Here is a 19,727-nt window from a genome sequence, read left to right as displayed (position 1 = left end):
CGACGCAATGACCCAGACTGGCAGCAGCGAGCTTCTGCAATGTGGCAAGGCCATCAAGCTGGCCGTATTCGACGTCGACGGCGTACTGACCGATGGCCGTCTGTATTTCCTGGCCGACGGCAGCGAGTTCAAGAGCTTCAGCACGCTGGATGGCCAGGGCATCAAGATGCTCATCAACAGCGGCGTGACCACTGCGATCATCACCGGCCGCAGCAGTCCGGTGGTGGAGCGGCGGGCCCGCAACCTGGGTATTGCCCATCTATTTCAGGGGCGCGAAGACAAGCTCGTGGTACTCGACGGCCTGCTCGCCGAGCTCGGCCTGAACTATGAGCAAGTGGCCTACCTGGGTGACGATCTGCCCGACCTGCCGGTGATTCGCCGGGTGGGGCTGGGCATGGCCGTGGCCAATGCCAATGCCTTCGTGCGCCAGCATGCCGACGGCGTGACCCAGGCCAGTGGTGGCATGGGTGCAGCGCGCGAGTTCTGCGAGCTGATCCTGGCTGCCCAAGGCAATCTCGAAGCGGCCCGTGCCGCCTACCTGTAGGGCCTGACATGCTGAACAAGAAAATTCGTAATATCGTGATCCTGGGTGTGCTGGGGCTGCTGTTCGCCGCCATCGGCTACTGGGACATCAGCCCGGAGCGTTTCCTCGACCAGCCGGCTGCGGCCGTCGACGAAAGCCAGATCGATTACTACGCTATCAACGCGAAGGCTCGCCAGTACCTGCCCGACGGTGGCGTGCAGTACGACATGACCGCCGACAAGGTCGAGCACGTCAAGACCTCGCAGGTGACCTTGCTGACCAAGCCCGACATGCAGCTGTACCGCGGCACTGTCTACCCATGGCACGTGACCAGCGACCGTGGCGAGGTCAATCCCGATGGCAGCCAGGTCGAGCTGATCGATTCGGTTCGCATCGCGCGCACCGACCAGAAGAGCCGCGCCACGCTGATCACCAGCTCACGCATGACCGTTTTCCCACAGAAGCAATATGCGCAGACCGACCAAGACGTTAGAATCGACGGCGCCGGTGGCGTGTCGACGGCCAAGGGCATGAAAGCGTATCTGAATGACAGCAAGATCAACTTGTTGTCCAACGTAAGAGGACAGTATGAGGCTCGTTAAAACCCTCCCCTTTTTGCTCGGCCTGAGCGCAGCACTGGGAAGCGCGAGCGCCTGGGCACTGCCCACTGACCGCGATCAGCCCATTCATATCCAGTCCGACGATGCCCAGCTCGACGACAAACAGGGTGTGGCGACCTACAAGGGCAATGTGATCATCACCCAGGGGTCGATGAAGATCACCGGCAATACCGTGACCATCACCCGCAACGCCACCGGCGACGTGGACGTGTTCACTGCCGTCGGCAACCTGGCCTATTACGAGCAGAAACCTGCGGTGGACAAGCCCATCGTTCAGGCCTATGGCGTGACCATTCAATACTTCGCGGCGCAGAACCGCATCGTGCTGATCGACAAGGCCAAGGTCATCAACGACGGCAACACCTCCGAAGGCGAGAAGATCGTCTATGACACGGTGCGCCAGGTGGTCAACGCCGGCCGTGCCACGGGCAGCAAGGTCACCACGCCTCGTCCGCGGATCGACATGGTGATCCAGCCCAAGAAGAAATCCGACGCACCGCAGAAGGCCCAGTGATGGCAGTCCTGAAAGCGCAGCACCTGGCCAAGAGCTACAAGAGCCGACAAGTCGTACGCGACGTGAGCCTGTCCATCGAAAGCGGACAGATCGTCGGCCTGCTGGGCCCCAACGGTGCCGGCAAGACCACCTGCTTCTACATGATCGTCGGCCTGGTACAGGCCGATCAGGGCCGCGTCCTCATCGACGACCTGGACGTCAGCCACCAGCCGATGCACGGCCGTGCCCGTTCGGGTATCGGTTATCTGCCGCAGGAAGCCTCGATCTTCCGCAAGCTGTCGGTGGCAGACAACATCATGGCCATCCTGGAAACCCGCAAGGAGCTAGACGCCGCGGCTCGCCTGGCCGAGCTCGAAGGCCTGTTGCAGGAATTCCACATCACGCACATTCGCGACAACCTGGGCATGAGCCTTTCGGGTGGTGAACGCCGCCGCGTGGAGATCGCACGTGCACTGGCCACCGCGCCCAAGTTCATCCTGCTCGACGAACCCTTCGCCGGTGTCGATCCGATTTCGGTCGGCGACATCAAGCAGATCATCCACCACCTCAAGACCAAGGGCATCGGCGTATTGATCACCGACCACAACGTCCGCGAGACCCTGGACATCTGTGAAACGGCCTATATCGTCAATGATGGCCAGTTGATCGCCGAAGGCGATGCCCAGACCATCCTGGCCAACGATCTGGTCCGCGAAGTCTACCTGGGCCACGAGTTTCGCTTGTAAGGCCCAAGGGCGCCGTCGCCCTCCTGCGGGCATTAATTTTCATGGCGCCCTAGGCAAACACTCAGGTTTCAGGCATATAATTTGCTTACGACATAAGCCGGGTACTTCGGTACCCGTAGTAGAAGGCGCTTCGCGCCGGCGACCAAGGTGTTAAGTTCCTGCCATGAAACCATCGCTCGTCCTACGTATGGGCCAGCAACTGACGATGACACCGCAGTTGCAACAGGCCATCCGCCTTCTCCAGCTATCGACCCTGGACCTCCAGCAGGAAATCCAGGAAGCGCTGGAATCCAATCCCATGCTCGAACGCCAGGAAGAAGGCGACGACTTCGACAACAGCGACCCGCTGGCCGACAACATCGAGCAGAAGCCGACCCAGGAGATCCAGGAACCGAGCTTCCAGGAGTCTGCGCCGACGGTGGACAACCTCGAGGAAGGCGACTGGAACGAGCGCATCCCCAACGAATTGCCCGTCGACACGGCTTGGGAAGACATCTACCAGACCAGTGCCAGCAGCCTGCCGAGCAACGATGACGACGAGTGGGACTTCACCACCCGCACGTCGGTCGGCGAGAGCCTGCAGACGCACCTGCTGTGGCAGTTGAATCTGGCGCCCATGTCCGATACCGATCGGCTGATCGCCGTGACCATCATCGACTGTATCAACAATCAGGGTTATCTGGACGAGACGCTGCAGGAAATCTGCGATTCCTTCGACCCCGAGCTGGACATCGAACTGGACGAAATCGAAGCGGTGCTGCATCGCATCCAGCAGTTCGAACCGGCCGGCATCGCCGCCCGCGACCTGAGCGAATGCCTGATGCTGCAACTGCGCCAGCTACCGGCCAAGACCCGTTGGCTGGCCGAAGCACAGCGGCTGGTGAGCGATTTCATCGACATGCTCGGCTCGCGTGACTACAGCCAGCTGATGCGGCGCATGAAGCTCAAGGAAGACGAACTGCGCCAGGTCATCGAGCTGGTACAGAGCCTGAACCCGCGGCCTGGCTCGCAGATCGAATCCAGCGAACCCGAATACGTCGTGCCCGACGTCATCGTGCGCAAGGACAACGACCGCTGGCTGGTCGAGCTCAATCAGGAGTCGGTCCCGCGGCTGCGGGTCAATCCGCAGTATGCCGGCTTCGTGCGGCGCGCCGACACCAGCGCCGACAACACCTTCATGCGCAACCAGCTCCAGGAAGCGCGCTGGTTCATCAAGAGCCTGCAAAGCCGCAACGAAACCCTGATGAAGGTTGCCACCCAGATCGTCGAGCATCAGCGTGGCTTCCTCGATTACGGCGACGAGGCCATGAAGCCCCTGGTTCTGCACGACATCGCCGAGGCGGTGGGCATGCACGAGTCGACCATTTCCCGGGTGACCACGCAGAAATACATGCACACGCCGCGCGGCATATACGAGCTGAAATACTTTTTCTCCAGCCATGTCAGCACCTCCGAGGGGGGCGAATGCTCCTCCACCGCGATCCGCGCGATCATCAAGAAACTGGTCGCCGCCGAAAATCAGAAAAAGCCGTTGAGTGACAGCAAGATCGCTGGTTTACTGGAGGCACAAGGCATCCAGGTAGCCCGCCGAACGGTCGCCAAGTATCGCGAGTCCCTTGGGATTGCGCCGTCCAGCGAACGCAAGCGGTTGATGTAGCCCTGCGATGTGCCACAGCGTTCCAGTGGCAGGCACCCAAGCCTGCTTCTTTATGCAATGGCAATAAGGAGAAGCGGTATGCAAGTCAACATCAGTGGACACCAACTGGATGTGACCGAACCCCTGCGAACCTACATCGGGGAAAAACTCGAGCGTCTCGAACGCCACTTCGACAAGATCACCAACGTGCAGGTGATCATGGAGGTCGAGAAGCTCAAACAGAAAATCGAAGCCACCCTGCGCATACCCGGTGGCGAGGTGGTTGCCAACGCCGAACATGACGACATGTACGCGGCCATCGATCTGCTTACCGACAAGCTGGATCGCCAACTCAAAAAGCATAAGGAAAAACAGCAGAGTCTGTTGCAAGGCGCGACTGCTCGCTGACACTCCCCACCCATGATCCGATTAGAAACCATCCTGACCCCCGGCCGTTCACGTGTGAACGTGCCGGGCGGCAGCAAGAAGAAAGCACTCGAAGAGATCGCCAACCTGATCGGTCGTGAAGTGCCATCGCTCGACACCCAGACCGTGTTCGAAGCGCTGATTGCCCGTGAAAAACTGGGCTCCACTGGATTCGGTAACGGCATCGCCATACCGCATTGCCGGCTCAAAGGCTGCGATACGCCGGTCAGTGCCCTCGTTCACCTGAGCGCGCCGATCGACTACGACGCAATCGATGGCGCTCCGGTCGACCTGCTATTCGTGCTTCTGGTGCCCGAAGCGGCCACCGATGCGCACCTGGAATTGCTCCGCCAGATCGCCAGCATGCTCGATCGCAAGGAAGTGCGCGAAAGACTGCGTTCGGCGCCCAGCAATCAAGCCTTGTACCAAGTGGTACTGGACGAACAGAACGGTCGTTAACCATGCGTTTGATCATCGTCAGTGGCCGCTCAGGCTCAGGCAAGAGCACTGCCCTGGATGTTCTCGAAGACAACGGTTTCTATTGCATCGACAACTTGCCGGCCGGGCTGCTGCCCGAACTGGCCGAGCGTGCGTTGATCCACACCGAACTGGCGCAGCCCCAGGTGGCGGTATCGATCGATGCGCGTAACCTGCCCAGCCATCTGTCCCGCTTTCCGCAGTTACTGGCTGAAATGCGCGCCAAGCACATCCAATGCGATGTCCTGTACCTGGACGCCGACGAAGAAACGCTACTCAAGCGCTTCTCCGAGACCCGACGTCGACACCCTCTGAGCAACAGCAACCGCTCGCTGGCCGAAGCCATCCGGGTGGAAAGCGATTTGCTCGGGCCTATCGTCGACTTGGCCGATCTCAAGATCAACACCACCAGCCTTAACCTCTACCAGTTGCGCGACGCCATCAAGGTACGGCTGTTGAACAAGCCGGAGCCGGGCACCGCGTTTCTGGTGGAATCGTTCGGCTTCAAGCGGGGCATGCCGATAGACGCCGACCTGGTGTTCGACGTGCGCTGCCTGCCCAACCCGTACTGGAAGCCGGAATTGCGCGAACAGTCCGGGCTCGATGCGCCGGTCGCCGAATACCTGGCAGCGCAGCCGGACGTCGAAGAGATGTATCAGGACATCTCCTCTTACCTGCTCAAATGGCTGCCCCGCTTCGCTGCCAGCAGCCGCGCCTACGTGACGATCGCCATTGGCTGTACAGGCGGGCACCATCGCTCGGTATACTTGACCGAGCGCCTGGGCCGATTGCTGCAGCAGTCGCTCAAGAACGTCCAGGTTCGCCATCGCGACCTCAGCTGAAAGGATCCCCCGCGCAATGCCCGCCCTCCAAGTAGAAATCATCAACAAGCTCGGCCTGCACGCCCGCGCCGCGGCAAAATTCGTCGGCGTCGCTGGACGCTATCCCTGTCAGGTGCGTGTGGGTCGCTCGCCAGAGTCGCTGGTCGATGGCAAAAGCATCATGGGTGTGATGATGTTGGCAGCCGGCAAAGGCACCACCATTCACTTGCACACCGAAGGCGAGCAGGATCAGGAAGCGCTGGACGCCATCGTCAAGTTGATCAACGACAAGTTCGACGAAGGCGAGTAAGCCAAGCCAGTGGCCAAGCGTCGGAACCGGGGTGGAGGCCATCGAGCTGTCCACCACCCAGGTACCAGATTCAAGACAACGCGGTGTCCATGACCATCATCAGACAGAAACCGACACACAGGCCCAGGCTTGCCAGCTTGTGATGGCCGTTGCTGCGTGATTCGGGAATGATTTCGTGGGTCACGACCAGCAGCATGGCGCCAGCCGCAAAGGCCAGGCCCAGAGGTAGCAGCAGCTCGCCCATGCGTACCAGCCAGGCACACAGTACCGCAAACACCGGCTCCACCAGCCCGGATGCGGCACCAATCAGGAAAGCCTTGTAGCGCGCCATGCCTGCCCCGGCCAGAACCAATGCGATCACCAGCCCTTCGGGCACATCCTGCAAGGCGATGCCCATCGCCAGACTGTCGGCGTCGTGCATGCCGCCGCCTGCCGAAACGCCGACGGCCATGCCTTCCGGGATGTTGTGAGCGATGATGGCAATCACGAAGATCCAGATGCGTGCCGGGATCACCGGCTGTTGCGTCGTGCCCACCAGGTAATCCGGAGTAACGCCGGATACCCTCCTGTCCACCAGGTACAGGCAGAATGCTCCGGACATGATGCCCAGGCTCATCAGGGCGCCGGCACCCCAGCGCGAGAAACCGATCGCCGCTGCCGCATCCAGGCCGGGGATGATCAGCGAGAACGCGGTGGCGGCGAGCATCACGCCGGCACCGAAACCCAGCAACGTATCGGCCACCGCGACGGGCATGCTGCGGATGACCAGTACCGGAACGGCGCCCAGGGCGGTGCCCAAGGCGCAGATGGCACCGCCCTCGAGTGCACGCAGGATACGCGGTTCGAGGTCGAGCCAGTCCAGCAGCTCGCCCACCAGCAGAGCTGCGCCGGCCAGCAGCAACACCGTGCCCAGTGCCAGACGAAAACGGCGAACACTGGCCAGCGCGAAGGTCTGTGATCCCATGGCCAGACTCAGCTCAGCGCGGCTTGGTAGCGCTTCTCGACATTGGCCCAGTCGACCACGTTGTAGAACGCATTGATGTATTCCGGCCGACGGTTCTGATACTTGAGGTAGTAGGCATGCTCCCAGATATCGAGCCCCAGGATGGGCGTGTTGCCATTCATCAATGGGCTGTCCTGGTTACCGCTGCTCTCCACGACCAGCTTCTTCTCAGGCGTGACGCTGAGCCAGGCCCAGCCGCTGCCGAAGCGACTCAGGGCAGCTTTGGTGAAGGCTTCCTTGAACGCGTCGAACCCGCCCAGTTCGGCATCGATGGCCTGGCCAACGCTGCCCTGGGGCTGACCGCCGCCATTGGGCGACATGACTTCCCAGAACAGGCTGTGGTTGGCATGTCCGCCACCGTGATTGGTAACGGCGCCACGCAGGTTTTCCGGCAGCTGCTTGACCGAGGCCACCAGCTTTTCCACCGGCCATTCGGCGTACTCGGTACCTTCGATGGCGGCGTTGACGTTGGTGATGTAGGTCTGGTGATGCTTGGTGTGGTGGATCTCCATGGTCGCGGCATCGATGTGCGGCTCCAGGGCGTCATAGGCATACGACAGGGCGGGCAAGGTATAGGGCATTTTCAGTGAACTCCGTAGGGAAGGTGATCGGATTGCGTGACCGCTGGCGCGACGTCGATGTCGGCGGCGCCACACAGCAACCGGTGGGTACGGGGGTATTCGCCATGCTGGCGAGTGAAGCCGAGCAGCTCGGCGTAGGTCTTGCCGGCATGACGCAGCGCGGCCTCGCGCAGTGTTGGCCGCAGCCGAGGGTCCTGCGCCGCACGCAACAAGCGTTCATGGATGGCGCACAGGTATTCGGCGCTTTCTTCGGGTTGATGCAGTTGCAGATGCAGGTCAACCAGGTTGTGATGGGAAATGACGCACGCGGCCACCGCTTCGTCGACATCCGCCCAGCGTTCGAACAGCACCTGAGCCCAAGCGAGGGCTTGCAGGTAGTGTTCGCGCGCATCGATCAGCTCGCCCCGGACAAAGCAGGCGTTGGCCGTCTCCGTGATACGTTTCCAGTGCTGCATGGCGCAGGTCTCCCAGCAGTCGCCGAGCGGTCAGATACCGCCGGCCGTGAGCTTTTCCGGGTCGAGCAGGTCGCTGAGCTGCTCGCGGCTCAGGTCGGTTTGCTCCAGCGCGACGTCGATGATCGGCCGACCTTCCTTGTAGGCTAGCTTGGCAATCTGGGCAGCCTGCTGATATCCGATGATCGGATTGAGTGCCGTCACCAGAATCGGGTTGCGCGCGAGCGCTTCCTTGAGCTTGGCCTCGTTGACCTTGAACGTCGCGATCGCCTTGTCGCCCAGCAGACGACTAGCACTGGCCATCAGTTCGATGCTGGACAGCAGGTTGTGGGCAATGATCGGCAGCATCACATTGAGCTCGAAATTGCCGGACTGACCGGCGATGGCGATCGCCGCGTCATTGCCGATAACCTGCGCCGCCACCATGGCGGTCGCCTCGGGAATCACCGGATTGACCTTGCCCGGCATGATCGAGGAACCCGGCTGCAGGGCCTCGAGTTCGATTTCACCCAGGCCGGCCAGTGGCCCGGAGTTCATCCAGCGCAGGTCGTTGGCGATCTTCATCAGGGTGACGGCGGTGCCTTTGAGCTGGCCGGACACCGCCACTGCGGTGTCCTGGGAGCCGATCAGGGCGAACAGGTTCTCGCCCTGGGTGAACTCGACACCGGTCAGCTCGCCAAGGTGATGACAGAAACGCCGGGCGAACTCGGGATGCGCGTTGATCCCGGTGCCCACCGCCGTGCCGCCCTGTGCCAACGCCTGCAAGGCAGGCTGCAGCGCTTGCAGGTGGTCGATGTTGGCCTGGATCTGCGCCGCCCAACCATGCAGCACCTGGCTCATGCGCACCGGCATGGCATCCATCAGGTGCGTGCGGCCGGTCTTGACGAAGACGTGAACCTGCTCGGCCTTGGCCTGGGTGACCTGCACCAAGTGCCGCAGTGCAGGCAGCAGTTGTTCGTGCAGGGCCAGCGCAGCGCTCACGTGAATGCTGGTGGGGATGATGTCGTTGCTGCTCTGACCGCAGTTGACATGGTCGTTGGGGTTGACCGGCTCGTCGACAAGGCGGCCCGCCAAGGTCGCGATGACCTCGTTGGCATTCATGTTGGAGCTGGTGCCGGAGCCGGTCTGGTAGATGTCGACCGGAAAGTGCTGCATGAAGTCGTCGGCCAGCAGTTGTTCGCAGGCACGCACGATGGCATCGCCCTGGCCGGCGCTGATCTGCGCAAGCTCGACGTTGGCCTTGGCCGCAGCGGCCTTGGCCAGGATCAGCGCGCGGATGAACTGGGTCGGCATGCGCTGCCGGCTGATCGGAAAGTTATCGACGGCCCGCTGGGTCTGGGCGCCATACAGGGCGGCCTCCGGTACCTGCAGTTCGCCCATGCTGTCACGCTCGATACGGGTGTTACTCATCGCAATATCCTTGCAGCAGATCAGTGAGTGGAATCGAAGGCAGCAACTCGCAGCGCGCCAGCTGATGGGCGCAGTCCTGCCACTGGCGGACCTGGGCTGGCTGTGCCGCGCAATTGCGCAGGTCACGCAAAGGCCGCCAAGCCTGGTCCAGACACAGGCTGCGCCAGTGCCACGGCAGGGCTTGATCGAGGGCGGTAGCGAGCATCAGGCGAAAGGTGCCGTGAGCCACGGACCATGAAGAAGTCGGGGTAAAGCGCGCCAGGTAGCGGCCTTGGGCGAGGTAGTGTTCGATGAGTCGCGGCTCGTCGGGGGCCAGCGCGCAACGGATTTGCAGGCCGAGCCAATGCCAGTTTTCGAGATGGGCGAATTCGTGAACGGCAGAACTCATCGGCGCACCTTTTTGCCGGAATGAGTTTTATTATTGATTGATATTGAGAATCAACACAAGCGCCCATGTGGGCACCTGTGCTGCAAACCGTGCCGGCCGCGACGGACCGGCGCTAGGATCAGCTGCCGGCGACGGTCATGCGCTCGATCAGGACCGAGCCTGTGCGAATGTTGCTGCGCAGCTCCAGATCGTTACCCACGGCGACGATCTGTTTGAACATGTCGCGCATGTTCCCGGCAATGGTCACTTCCTGAACCGGAAACTGGATCTCGCCATTTTCGACCCAGAATCCGGCAGCACCGCGCGAGTAGTCGCCGGTGACCATGTTCAGGCCGTGGCCCATCAACTCGGTGACCAGCAAGCCACGCCCCATGCGCCGTAGCAGCGCTTTCTGGTCTTCGTCGCCGTGGGTCACGAACAGGTTGTGCACGCCACCGGAGTTGGCGGTGCTGGGCAGGCCCAGCTTGCGCCCTGAATAGGTACTGAGCACATAGGAGACCAGTTCACCGTTCTCCACGAACGGCTTGGCGTAGGTGGCCAGACCATCGCCGTCGAACGCTGCGCTGCCCATGGCACGCATCAGGTGCGGACGCTCGTCCAGGGTCAGCCACTCGGGGAACAGGCGCTGCCCCATCGCCCCTTCCAGGAACGAGGACTTGCGATACAGGTTGCCCCCGGAAACGGCGGCCAGGAAATTGCCGAACAAGCCCCCGGCCAGCTCGGCTGAAAACAGCACCGGTACCTCGCAGGTCGGCACCGGACGTGCGCCCAATCGGGCCGCAGCCCGCTGTGCGGCGCGCTGACCGATGGCAACGGGATCGGCGAGCAATTCGCCCTGACGATTGACGTCGTACCAGTAGTCACGCTGCATCTGACCGTTGGCCTCGGCGATCATCACGCAACTCAGGCTGTGCCGGGTCGACGCATAGCCGCCGATGAAACCATGGCTGTTGCCATACACGCGGCAGCCCTGGTGGGTGTTGAGCGTGGTGCCGTCGGCGTTCTTGATCAGGGGTTCGGCATCGAAGGCGGCCGCTTCGCAGGCCAGGGCCTTTTCGATGGCCTGCTCGGGCGTGATGTCCCAGGCGTGGTAAAGGTCGAAGTCCGGCTGCTCGCGCGCCATCAGGGCGGCGTCGGCCAAGCCCGAGCTTTCATCTTCGGAGGTGTGTTTGGCGATCGCCAGCGCTGCGGCGACGGTTTCGCGAATGGCCTGTGGACCGCTGGCCGAGGTGCTGGCCGAGCCCTTGCGCTGGCCAACGTACAGCGTGATGCCAAAGCCTTGGTCACGGTTGAACTCGACAGTTTCCACCTCGCGTTGACGCACCGACGTGGACAGGCCCTGCTCCAGCGAAACCGCCACTTCACAGGCACTGGCGCCCTGGCGTTTGGCTTCGTCGATGATCTGCTGCACTTGCTCCTGCAGGACGGGCAGTGCCTGCGGGCCGACGCTCTGGGGTGCGTTCATGGTGTTCTCCACTCAAATTCGGGTTTCGGCGCGGGCCGATCTACGGCCGGGCCAGACAAGCGGCCCCCGACTGGTTATCATGGCGGCGTTTATTTGCGGACGGCCCCCATGGTTGATTCTTACGACGACTCCCTCGACGAGGGAAAAAGCAAAACTCAGGTCAAGCGCGAACTGCATGCGCTGACCGATCTGGGCGAGCGGCTCACCACGCTCAAGCCGGACATGCTCGATCGCCTGCCCCTGACCGACGCTTTGCGGCGGGCACTGGGTGACGCCTCAAAGCACACGGCGCACATCGCGCGCAAACGCCACATCCAGTTCATCGGTAAGCTGATGCGCGATCAGGACGTCGAGGCGATTCTGGTGCTGCTCGATCAACTGGACGCCTCCACCCGGCAGTACAACGAACGTTTCCACAACCTGGAGCGTTGGCGCGATCGGTTGGTCGCAGGCCCGGACCAGGTGCTGGAGGCGTTCTTCGCCGAGTACCCGGAAACCGACCGCCAGCACCTGCGCAACCTGGTTCGCCAGGCCCAGCACGAAACGGCTCACAACAAGCCGCCCGCTACCACGCGCAAGATCTTCAAGTACATCCGCGAGCTGGACGAAACCCAACGCGGCCTGCGCTGACAGGCCCGCGGGCAGGCCGTCCGGCTTGCCCATCACCCGCTTCAGGCGCCGGTACCGCCCACCGTGATCGCATCGATCTTCAAGGTGGGCTGACCGACACCGACCGGTACCGACTGGCCATCCTTGCCACAGGTGCCCACGCCACTGTCCAGTGCCAGGTCGTTGCCGACCATCGACACCTTGCTCATCGCCTCCGGCCCATTGCCGATCAACGTCGCGCCCTTGACTGGCGTGGTGATCTTGCCATCTTCGATCAGGTAGGCTTCGCTGGTCGAGAAGACGAACTTGCCGCTGGTGATATCCACCTGTCCGCCGCCAAGGTTGGCGCAGTAGATGCCTTTCTTCACCGAAGCGATGATCTCGGCCGGATCGCTCTCGCCCGCCAGCATGTAGGTGTTGGTCATGCGCGGCATGGGTAGGTGCGCATAGGATTCGCGGCGACCGTTGCCGGTGGCAGCGACGCCCATCAGCCGCGCGTTGAGCTTGTCCTGCATGTAGCCCTTGAGCACGCCATTTTCGATCAAGGTGGTGCACTGGGTCGGCGTACCTTCGTCATCGACGCTCAGCGAGCCGCGACGCCCGGCCAGCGTGCCATCGTCGACGATGGTGCACAGGCTCGATGCCACCTTCTCACCGACGCGACCGCTGTAGGCCGAGCTGCCCTTGCGGTTGAAGTCGCCTTCCAGACCATGCCCGACCGCTTCGTGCAGCAACACGCCAGACCAGCCGGCACCCATCACCACGGGCATGGTGCCCGCCGGTGCCGCCACCGCTTCGACGTTCACCAGAGCCTGGCGCAGCGCCTCGCGGGCATAGCCCATGGCGCGGTCTTCGGCGAGGAAATAACGATAGTCGGTACGTCCACCGCCGCCATGGCCACCGCGCTCGCGACGACCGTTGTGCTCGACGATGACACTGACGTTGAAACGCACCAGTGGTCGCACGTCCGCCGCCAGGCTGCCATCAGCGGCCGCGACCAGAATCCGTTCCCAGACCCCGGCCATGCTCACGGTGACTTGCTGAATACGGGGGTCCAGTGCGCGAGTGGCGGCATCGACACGCTTGAGCAGGTCGACCTTTTCGGCGCGGGTAAGCACTTCCAGTGGGTTGTCCGGACCGTACAGCTGGCTGACCACTGGACTGCTGAAGGCCTGCACACGGCCATTCTGGCCGGCGCGGGAGATCGAGCGCGCCGCGCGCGCGGCCTGCACCAGCGCATCCTGGGTGATCGCGTTGCTGTAGGCGAAGCCGGTCTTTTCCCCGGACTGGGCGCGTACGCCCACGCCTTGGTCGAGGTTGAAACTGCCTTCCTTGACGATGCCGTCTTCCAGCGCCCAGGACTCGGAAATCTGACCCTGGAAATACAGGTCGGCCGCGTCGATGCCCGGGCCGGCCAACTCGCCCAGCACCGATTGCAGGCTGTCGAGCGTGAGGCCGCCGGGGGCCAGCAGGTGGTCGCTGACGGTGGATAACATCTGGCTCATATTTACTCCGCGCTGTTCGCAGGGCGCGTCGCGCGCTGCGGGATAGATGCTCGCAGTTCGCTTGGCGGCGCTGCGTCAGTAGGTGCTCGCAGGCCGCGAGGCGGTCTGCGCAAATGGATGCTCGCGCGTCGCCTGGGGCGACGCGCGCAATGCCGGTGCCTGTGACGAATAAACACTACATGCGTCCGCCCCGACACGTTTTCAATACCCGGCCTGGCCCAGCCGTCCGATACACAGCCAAGGCAACCGCATTGTCAGCCACCGAAAGGCTTGACCAGGGTCATCTGCGGATCCTTCCACGACCCCTCGATGCGGTACTGCACACTGGCAAAGCGCGCCACGCGGTCGCCGAGCAGCTTGTTCACCACGAACAGGGCGCCGCCGACCACCGGTGCGCCCACCAGGACCGCAGCCAGCGGCAGGCTGTTGGTGATCGGCAAGGCGACCTGCACCTTGGCGTTGACGCCGTCGCGCACCATGTCCAGGGTACCGTCCAGATCGATGTCGGTGCTGGGGCCGCGCAGGGTGATCGGGGTCCGCGTCACGTACACCCCTTCGCTGGCCACCAGCAGGCCCTTGACTCGATCGTAGCTCAAACCCTTGCCCAGCACATCGGAGAAATCCAGACGCAGACGGCGACCGATCGCATTGAAGTTGAGCAGACCGAACACGCGCAGGGCCTGCGCACCGCCTTCGACTTCGACGAACTGGCCGTCACGCAGGGTCGCGTCCAGGTTGCCGGAAAAACGCTTGAGTCCCACCCAGGCCGGCGAACCGGGCCAGCGGCCGTCGGCATCCAGGTGGAACGACTCGCTGGTCACGGTGGGCGCGAATTTCCAGGCCTGGAGCACGTCGGCCAGGTTCTTGCCCTGCAGCCGCCCGCGGAACCAGGTGCTGGACGCTCCAGAGGCACCTTCCCAAGTCGCAGCACCTTGCAGCATCAAGCCCTTGAGCCCCAGGTCGAGGTCGTTGAGGGCGACACCACGGGCGGTTGGGCGCAGCTTCAACGACCAACTGCCGACCAGTTCCGAACCCTGCAACAGCTGGCGAATCCTGACATTGACCGCCGGTATCTTGCGCGGATCGACATTGGCCAGGGGATCAGGCGACTCGACCGGATTATCGGCCTTGACCGCGTTCGGATCGACCGGCGGCAAGCGCACGGTGTCGAGGTCGACATTGATCGGGGTCGCCTTGCCATCGGGTACATCGACCCTGCCAGTGATTTGCTGGCTGGCCACAGCGAGGTGCCAGGCGCTGGGGCTGCGGTTGAGCTGTACCCGCGCCTGGTCGAGTTGCTGGCCGAACCCCTTGAGCGTGCCGATCTGCAGGTCGACGGCATTGATGATCTGGCTGGCGGTGCCACTCGGATTGCCGCCCGTGTAGTTCTCGGCCTGCTGCTGCCACGGCTCCAGGTCCAGGGTCGGCAACGCGCCACGCACCCGCAGGCCCTGGGTCGCAGGAAGCTGCGGCGTGCCGGCGCCGACCAGCAATTCACCGCGGCCGCTGGCCAGGTCGTTGGGCGGCGCGGCGTAGGCGAAGCTGGCGATGTCGGCGTAGGTGACGTCGAAGCGACGCTCACGGCCTTGCAGGTTCATCACGAAGGCCGTGGGACGGGCCACTGAACGCGCTTTGCCAAAGGGTGCGGGCAAGTCGATGTCGACGCCCTTGAGGTCGGAGTCGACGCGAAGCTGGCTGTCGCTGCCCAGCTTGAGTTGCAACTGGTAGGCGATATCGCCGGACGCCGGCACGGCCTGCTTGACCTGCAACCAGTCGACCAGGCGTTTCACCGGGATCTGGCTGTCGGCGACGATGCGCGTCAACGGCGCGCCCGGCTTGCCCTCGGCCATGATCTGCGCCTTCACCGGCTGATCGAAGGCCTGGGCCGTGACGCCCTCGCCACTCAGGCCCTTGTCGAAGTCGAAACGGAATGTCCCGCCCAGTTGACTGAGCGCAAGCTCCGGCGACTTGATCTTCAGGCGCGCCGCACGGGTGCTGAAGTCGACCACCACCTTGGGCTCGTGCCCCTTGACCAGCGGGATGTCGAGTTCCAGCTTGCCCTTGAGCGGGCCCTCGCCCTGCCAGCCAGCGAAGATGTCGGCGGTACCGATCGGGGCGGTCTGCAGGATCTTCAACCCGTCGGCCAGGCCGCCGTCGAAATTGCCGTTCACGAACAAGTGGCTGTCCTGGCCAACTGGTACGTGGGGCACGCTGACCGCAACGTCGCTGACCTTGGTGTCGAGAATCTGCCCACGGTCAGCCAGGATGCGCACGTCGCCGTCCTGGATGTAGACATTGCCTGCGACCTTGCGCGCCTCCGGCCAGCCGGGCTGGAAGGCCAGGGTCACGTCATGGACCTTGAAAAACAGGGTGATGCTGCGTGAATGGGCCTCGGCTGCACTGGCCAGCGAGCCTTGGTACTGGAAGTAACCCTGGTCGACCGCGCCACGTTTGATCGCCGTACGCAGCCACTGGTCGACCGACGGGCTGAGCACCTTGGGCAGGTATTTGCTGGTGTAGGCGCCATCGCCGTCGACCAGGCCAACCCGCAGGTCCATGTAGGGCTCGGCCTCGTGATGCAACGGCAGGCGAATGAGGAAATCGGCCGCGATCTTGCCCTCCTCGCCCAGCACACGAATGGCCGGCGCGATCAAGGTGAAAGCGTGATCATCGAGCTTGAAGTTCAGCCGGGCGTTAGCCTTGAGGTAATGCCAGGGCTTTTCGAAGATGGGGCTCAGGTGCAGCATGAACTTGTCGCTGTCCAGGCGCAGTTCGCCTTGGCCGATGTCGCCAATCAAACTGCCACTGACATTGTCTGCCGCTGGAGCACCGTAGTAGGCATCGAAGCCGACATTCTCCAGATTGGCGGCGTAGCTCAGGCGCTCGGCACCCGTGGCCTTGGGACGAACGTCGAGGGAAAGGTTGCGCACCACGCCAGTGAAGTTCAGGCCATTGACGATGGCCGCCACCTGCTTGGGCAGGGGTGCCAGCGCGTCGAGCAGTGGCGTGATCGGGGTCAGGTCGAGGCGATCGGCCTGCACACGCCACTGCTCCTGACTCGACGGCGTTGCCGCGCGCTGCTGCAGCGCAATATGAGTCTGCCACGGCTTGCCGTCCAGCGTCATGGCGAGGGTTCCCAGGTTCACGTCGAAACCGTCGGTGTTGCGCTGCATCCACGCCTTCAGCGTGAGATCGGCGAGGGTGTACGGCTTGTGGTCGCCATAGGCGCCCTTGAGCGCTGGCGCATCCAGTTGAACCACGGCTCGCTGGACATTGGCGTCTGCCCAGTCCACCCAAACCTCGCCCCCCGCCTTGAGCTGGTCAAGCTTCCAACCCTGGGTATAGCGACTTGGCAGCCACTTTGCCCAGTCGCTCTGCGGCAGATTCGCGTAGGCCTGGGCGCGGCCGTCGCGCCAGTGTTCGGCGCGCACCTGAGCCTCGACGTTCAGCGCCAACGGCTGACCGTCGGGCAGGTGCAGGCGCAGGTCCAGACGCTGGCGCTCGTCAGCGGTGCGCAGACTCAGGCCGACATAGGTGAGGGTCAGTGGATCATGCTCGAAGGGTTGCAGGGTCAGCTGACTGTCGAGCACCGACAACTGCTCGACCTGTTGCATCTGCTGCAACGTGCGCTGCACGTCGAAGGCCTGATCCGGTTGCTGGGGCACGCCCTTGACCGACCACTTGCCCGTGGCATCCTCGACGGCGCTGAGCTGCACGCCGCCCAGCTCGAGATGGGCAATGCGCACCGCACGCGCCAACAGGCTGCTCAACAGGTCCGGTACCACCTTGACCTGATCGAGACGCAGCGCGTTGCTGCCCTCGCCCACCTGCACATCATGAATCAGCAGCACTGGCGCCAGACGGTTCCAGCGGCCTTCCAGGCTGCCGATGCGCACCGGCATGCCCAGCGCCTCGCTGGCACGCGCCTCGATCTGAGCATCGTACTCGGCCACCAACGGAATCAACTGCCGACCCAGGCTGACATAGAGCGCCAGCAACACCAGCAGCACGGCGCACAGTGCCAGGGCCCAACGGATCAAGCCCCCGAGCGCAGCACTCACACGGACCATGCAGGCACGCTCCGGCAATGTACCGTGTCAGCCCTACAGGTCGAGAATCGTTCCACTGGCCGTTTCAGAGCAGCACCACATCATATTGTTCCTGGGAATACATGGACTCGACCTGGAAGCGAATGGTTCGTCCGATAAACGCTTCCAGTTCGGCCACATTGCCGGATTCTTCGTCGAGCAGACGGTCGACCACTTTCTGATTGGCCAGCACACGATAGCCTTCGGCCTGATAGGCACGGGCCTCGCGCAGGATCTCGCGAAAAATCTCGTAACACACTGTCTCGGGGGTCTTCAGCTTGCCGCGGCCCTGGCAGCAAATGCAGGGTTCGCACAGCACTTGTTCGAGGCTTTCCCGGGTGCGCTTGCGGGTCATCTGCACCAGACCCAGCTCGGTGATGCCGATGATGTTGGTCTTGGCGTGATCGCGCTCCAGCTGCTTCTCCAGGGTGCGCAGAACCTGACGCTGATGCTCCTCATCTTCCATGTCGATGAAGTCGATGATGATGATCCCGCCGATGTTGCGCAGGCGCAGTTGCCGGGCAATGGCGGTGGCCGCTTCCAGATTGGTCTTGAAGATGGTTTCTTCGAGGTTGCGGTGACCGACGAAAGCGCCGGTGTTGACGTCGATGGTGGTCATCGCCTCGGCTGGGTCCACCACCAGATAGCCGCCGGACTTGAGCGGCACCTTGCGGTCCAGGGCGCGCTGGATCTCGTCCTCCACACCGTACAGATCGAAGATCGGGCGCTCGCCGGGGTAATGTTCCAGGCGGTCGGCGATTTCGGGCATCAGCTCGGCAACGAACTGGGTGGTCTTCTGGAAGGTTTCCCGGGAGTCGATGCGGATCTTCTCGATCTTCGGGTTGACCAGGTCGCGCAGGGTGCGCAGTGCCAGGCCCAGGTCTTCGTAGATTTCGGTCGGTGCACCAACGGTCTGGATCTGCGCGTTGATCTGGTCCCACAGACGGCGCAGATAGCGGATGTCCATGAGGATTTCCTCGGCACCGGCGCCGTCGGCAGCGGTGCGCAGGATGAACCCGCCGACTTCCTGGATACCTTCTTTCTCGACACAGTCGGCCACCACCTTCTTCAGGCGTTCGCGCTCGCTCTCGTCTTCGATCTTCAGGGAAATGCCGACGTGCCGGGTGCGCGGCATGTACACCAGGTAGCGCGAAGGGATCGACAGCTGGGTGGTCAGGCGTGCGCCCTTGGAACCGATCGGGTCCTTGGTGACCTGCACCACCAGGCTTTGTCCTTCGTGGACCAGGGCGCTGATGGTTTCCAGGCTCGAGCCTTCGCGCAGGGAGATTTCCGACGCGTGGATGAACGCGGCGCGGTCCAGGCCGATGTCGATGAAGGCGGCCTGCATGCCGGGCAGCACGCGCACGACCTTGCCCTTGTAGATATTGCCGACGATGCCGCGACGCTGAGTGCGCTCGACATGCACCTCTTGCAGGACACCGTTTTCCACCACGGCCACGCGCGATTCCATCGGCGTGATGTTGATCAGAATCTCTTCGCTCATGGCTGGGTCTCGTTCCTGGTGTCTTTATTGTAGTGGCGATGACGCGCCCGCAAGGCCCTTCTCAGGACGCTTGCCAGCAGGCGATGCCGTTGCGTTGCAGCAGCGCCGCGGTTTCGAACAAACCCAGACCGACGACGGCAGAATAACTGCCTTCGAGCTTTTCTACGAATATTGCACCCAGACCCTGAATGCCATAACCGCCCGCCTTGTCCGCCGGCTCGCCGCTGGCCCAATAGGCACGGGCCTCTGCCTCGTCAATAGGGCGGAAGGTGACCCGCGCCGACGCGGTGCAGGTGTCCATGCGCGCACCGTCGAACAGCGCCACGGTGGTGATCACCTCGTGAGTGCTGCCGGACAACAACGCCAGTATCGCCAAGGCATCGGCCTCGTCACGCGGTTTGCCGAGAATGCGGCCTTGAGCGATGACCGCCGTATCTGCGCCCAGCACATGACCGCTGCCTGGCTGCGGCAGCGACTCCCAGCCGGCGCGAGCCTTTTCTTCGGCCATGCGTTGTACGTAGGCAAAGCTGCCTTCACCGGCCTGCGGGGTTTCGTCGATGGGTGCCTTGACCACGGTGAACGGGACGCCGATCTGTGTCAGCAGTTCACGCCGTCGCGGCGAGCTGGAAGCCAGGTACAGGGTAGACATGCGAGGCGTCTCCGCGTCGGG

Annotated in this window: 20 protein-coding genes; 10 read left to right on the top strand and 10 right to left on the bottom strand. The window is 62.9% G+C overall.

All coding sequences use genetic code 11. The annotated features are described in order from the left end of the window. Positions 1 to 7: 7 nt before the first annotated feature. The 9 genes from BLV18_RS04005 to BLV18_RS03965 all read left to right on the top strand — a co-directional run bounded on the left by BLV18_RS04005 (position 8) and on the right by BLV18_RS03965 (position 6,052). On the top strand, positions 8 to 544 hold the full coding sequence (locus tag BLV18_RS04005) for a KdsC family phosphatase (RefSeq protein WP_090362000.1): 537 nt from the start codon (positions 8 to 10) through the stop codon (positions 542 to 544). 8 nt (positions 545 to 552) lie between these two features. Next, positions 553 to 1,125, top strand: coding sequence for an LPS export ABC transporter periplasmic protein LptC (gene lptC, locus BLV18_RS04000; protein WP_049860583.1), 573 nt, complete (start codon positions 553 to 555; stop codon positions 1,123 to 1,125). Continuing rightward, positions 1,112 to 1,657 (top strand): lipopolysaccharide transport periplasmic protein LptA, encoded by a 546-nt coding sequence (gene lptA, locus BLV18_RS03995; protein ID WP_056845022.1) that lies wholly within the window; start codon positions 1,112 to 1,114, stop codon positions 1,655 to 1,657. The genes lptC and lptA overlap by 14 nt, the downstream gene beginning before the upstream one ends. Continuing rightward, a complete protein-coding gene (lptB, locus tag BLV18_RS03990; protein WP_049860581.1) occupies positions 1,657 to 2,382 on the top strand; it encodes an LPS export ABC transporter ATP-binding protein in 726 nt (241 codons plus the stop codon). The genes lptA and lptB overlap by 1 nt, the downstream gene beginning before the upstream one ends. A 163-nt stretch (positions 2,383 to 2,545) precedes the next feature. After that, positions 2,546 to 4,039, top strand: coding sequence for an RNA polymerase factor sigma-54 (locus BLV18_RS03985; protein WP_090356486.1), 1,494 nt, complete (start codon positions 2,546 to 2,548; stop codon positions 4,037 to 4,039). Between the two features lie 78 nt (positions 4,040 to 4,117). Continuing rightward, positions 4,118 to 4,426 (top strand): ribosome hibernation-promoting factor, HPF/YfiA family, encoded by a 309-nt coding sequence (gene hpf, locus BLV18_RS03980; RefSeq protein ID WP_049860579.1) that lies wholly within the window; start codon positions 4,118 to 4,120, stop codon positions 4,424 to 4,426. 12 nt (positions 4,427 to 4,438) lie between these two features. Then, complete coding sequence (ptsN, locus tag BLV18_RS03975; RefSeq protein ID WP_049860578.1) at positions 4,439 to 4,903, top strand: PTS IIA-like nitrogen regulatory protein PtsN; 465 nt, start codon at positions 4,439 to 4,441, stop codon at positions 4,901 to 4,903. A gap of 2 nt (positions 4,904 to 4,905) precedes the next feature. Then, positions 4,906 to 5,763, top strand: coding sequence for an RNase adapter RapZ (gene rapZ, locus BLV18_RS03970; RefSeq protein WP_049860577.1), 858 nt, complete (start codon positions 4,906 to 4,908; stop codon positions 5,761 to 5,763). Between the two features lie 16 nt (positions 5,764 to 5,779). After that, entirely contained in the window at positions 5,780 to 6,052 is a 273-nt protein-coding gene (locus BLV18_RS03965) for an HPr family phosphocarrier protein (RefSeq protein ID WP_090356485.1), read from the top strand. A gap of 70 nt (positions 6,053 to 6,122) precedes the next feature. Here the strand turns inward: BLV18_RS03965 and BLV18_RS03960 are convergent, their stop codons facing one another. The 6 genes from BLV18_RS03960 to pmbA all read right to left on the bottom strand — a co-directional run bounded on the left by BLV18_RS03960 (position 6,123) and on the right by pmbA (position 11,351). Next, the gene (locus BLV18_RS03960; RefSeq protein ID WP_090356483.1) at positions 6,123 to 7,016 is read right to left on the bottom strand and encodes a ZIP family metal transporter; all 894 of its coding nucleotides are present in this window, start codon (positions 7,014 to 7,016) and stop codon (positions 6,123 to 6,125) included. A gap of 8 nt (positions 7,017 to 7,024) precedes the next feature. After that, positions 7,025 to 7,636, bottom strand: a complete 612-nt coding sequence (locus BLV18_RS03955; RefSeq protein WP_090356481.1) for a superoxide dismutase — start codon at positions 7,634 to 7,636, stop codon at positions 7,025 to 7,027. Positions 7,637 to 7,638: 2 nt separating this feature from the next. Then, a complete protein-coding gene (locus BLV18_RS03950; protein WP_090356479.1) occupies positions 7,639 to 8,091 on the bottom strand; it encodes a DUF2753 family protein in 453 nt (150 codons plus the stop codon). 30 nt (positions 8,092 to 8,121) lie between these two features. Then, entirely contained in the window at positions 8,122 to 9,498 is a 1,377-nt protein-coding gene (locus BLV18_RS03945; protein WP_090356477.1) for a class II fumarate hydratase, read from the bottom strand. Continuing rightward, positions 9,491 to 9,886, bottom strand: a complete 396-nt coding sequence (locus BLV18_RS03940) for a hypothetical protein (protein WP_043186681.1) — start codon at positions 9,884 to 9,886, stop codon at positions 9,491 to 9,493. Before BLV18_RS03940 ends, BLV18_RS03945 begins: the two co-directional genes overlap by 8 nt. 118 nt (positions 9,887 to 10,004) lie before the next feature. Continuing rightward, complete coding sequence (pmbA, locus tag BLV18_RS03935) at positions 10,005 to 11,351, bottom strand: metalloprotease PmbA (protein WP_049860570.1); 1,347 nt, start codon at positions 11,349 to 11,351, stop codon at positions 10,005 to 10,007. A gap of 108 nt (positions 11,352 to 11,459) precedes the next feature. On the opposite strand from pmbA, the gene yjgA reads away from it, so the two are divergent. Further along, positions 11,460 to 11,981, top strand: coding sequence for a ribosome biogenesis factor YjgA (yjgA, locus tag BLV18_RS03930; protein WP_090356475.1), 522 nt, complete (start codon positions 11,460 to 11,462; stop codon positions 11,979 to 11,981). 41 nt (positions 11,982 to 12,022) lie between these two features. Here yjgA and tldD read toward each other — a convergent pair whose 3' ends face one another. The 4 genes from tldD to BLV18_RS03910 all read right to left on the bottom strand — a co-directional run bounded on the left by tldD (position 12,023) and on the right by BLV18_RS03910 (position 19,706). Beyond that, on the bottom strand, positions 12,023 to 13,465 hold the full coding sequence (gene tldD / locus BLV18_RS03925; protein ID WP_049860568.1) for a metalloprotease TldD: 1,443 nt from the start codon (positions 13,463 to 13,465) through the stop codon (positions 12,023 to 12,025). A gap of 254 nt (positions 13,466 to 13,719) precedes the next feature. Beyond that, on the bottom strand, positions 13,720 to 17,535 hold the full coding sequence (locus BLV18_RS03920; RefSeq protein ID WP_090356473.1) for a YhdP family protein: 3,816 nt from the start codon (positions 17,533 to 17,535) through the stop codon (positions 13,720 to 13,722). A 64-nt stretch (positions 17,536 to 17,599) separates the two neighbouring features. Further along, positions 17,600 to 19,057: a ribonuclease G gene (gene rng, locus BLV18_RS03915; protein WP_049860566.1), complete on the bottom strand. Its 1,458-nt coding sequence runs from the start codon at positions 19,055 to 19,057 to the stop codon at positions 17,600 to 17,602. 61 nt (positions 19,058 to 19,118) lie between these two features. Continuing rightward, complete coding sequence (locus BLV18_RS03910) at positions 19,119 to 19,706, bottom strand: Maf family protein (RefSeq protein WP_049860565.1); 588 nt, start codon at positions 19,704 to 19,706, stop codon at positions 19,119 to 19,121. Between the last annotated feature and the right edge of the window lie 21 nt (positions 19,707 to 19,727).

Origin of the sequence: Pseudomonas coleopterorum, assembly GCF_900105555.1 — a bacterium.
Classification (GTDB): Bacteria; Pseudomonadota; Gammaproteobacteria; order Pseudomonadales; family Pseudomonadaceae; genus Aquipseudomonas; species Aquipseudomonas coleopterorum.
This window is presented reverse-complemented; position numbering and strand designations above follow the sequence as displayed.

Excerpts from the sequence above, each read along its gene's own strand:
- BLV18_RS04005 (WP_090362000.1), top strand. The coding sequence starts at position 8 with ATGACCCAGACTGGCAGCAGCGAGCTTCTGCAATGTGGCAAGGCCATC.
- lptC (WP_049860583.1), top strand. The coding sequence starts at position 553 with ATGCTGAACAAGAAAATTCGTAATATCGTGATCCTGGGTGTGCTGGGG.
- lptA (WP_056845022.1), top strand. The coding sequence starts at position 1,112 with ATGAGGCTCGTTAAAACCCTCCCCTTTTTGCTCGGCCTGAGCGCAGCA.
- lptB (WP_049860581.1), top strand. The coding sequence starts at position 1,657 with ATGGCAGTCCTGAAAGCGCAGCACCTGGCCAAGAGCTACAAGAGCCGA.
- BLV18_RS03985 (WP_090356486.1), top strand. The coding sequence starts at position 2,546 with ATGAAACCATCGCTCGTCCTACGTATGGGCCAGCAACTGACGATGACA.
- hpf (WP_049860579.1), top strand. The coding sequence starts at position 4,118 with ATGCAAGTCAACATCAGTGGACACCAACTGGATGTGACCGAACCCCTG.
- ptsN (WP_049860578.1), top strand. The coding sequence starts at position 4,439 with ATGATCCGATTAGAAACCATCCTGACCCCCGGCCGTTCACGTGTGAAC.
- rapZ (WP_049860577.1), top strand. The coding sequence starts at position 4,906 with ATGCGTTTGATCATCGTCAGTGGCCGCTCAGGCTCAGGCAAGAGCACT.
- BLV18_RS03965 (WP_090356485.1), top strand. The coding sequence starts at position 5,780 with ATGCCCGCCCTCCAAGTAGAAATCATCAACAAGCTCGGCCTGCACGCC.
- BLV18_RS03960 (WP_090356483.1), bottom strand. The coding sequence starts at position 7,016 with ATGGGATCACAGACCTTCGCGCTGGCCAGTGTTCGCCGTTTTCGTCTG.
- BLV18_RS03955 (WP_090356481.1), bottom strand. The coding sequence starts at position 7,636 with ATGCCCTATACCTTGCCCGCCCTGTCGTATGCCTATGACGCCCTGGAG.
- BLV18_RS03950 (WP_090356479.1), bottom strand. The coding sequence starts at position 8,091 with ATGCAGCACTGGAAACGTATCACGGAGACGGCCAACGCCTGCTTTGTC.
- BLV18_RS03945 (WP_090356477.1), bottom strand. The coding sequence starts at position 9,498 with ATGAGTAACACCCGTATCGAGCGTGACAGCATGGGCGAACTGCAGGTA.
- BLV18_RS03940 (WP_043186681.1), bottom strand. The coding sequence starts at position 9,886 with ATGAGTTCTGCCGTTCACGAATTCGCCCATCTCGAAAACTGGCATTGG.
- pmbA (WP_049860570.1), bottom strand. The coding sequence starts at position 11,351 with ATGAACGCACCCCAGAGCGTCGGCCCGCAGGCACTGCCCGTCCTGCAG.
- yjgA (WP_090356475.1), top strand. The coding sequence starts at position 11,460 with ATGGTTGATTCTTACGACGACTCCCTCGACGAGGGAAAAAGCAAAACT.
- tldD (WP_049860568.1), bottom strand. The coding sequence starts at position 13,465 with ATGAGCCAGATGTTATCCACCGTCAGCGACCACCTGCTGGCCCCCGGC.
- BLV18_RS03920 (WP_090356473.1), bottom strand. The coding sequence starts at position 17,535 with ATGGTCCGTGTGAGTGCTGCGCTCGGGGGCTTGATCCGTTGGGCCCTG.
- rng (WP_049860566.1), bottom strand. The coding sequence starts at position 19,057 with ATGAGCGAAGAGATTCTGATCAACATCACGCCGATGGAATCGCGCGTG.
- BLV18_RS03910 (WP_049860565.1), bottom strand. The coding sequence starts at position 19,706 with ATGTCTACCCTGTACCTGGCTTCCAGCTCGCCGCGACGGCGTGAACTG.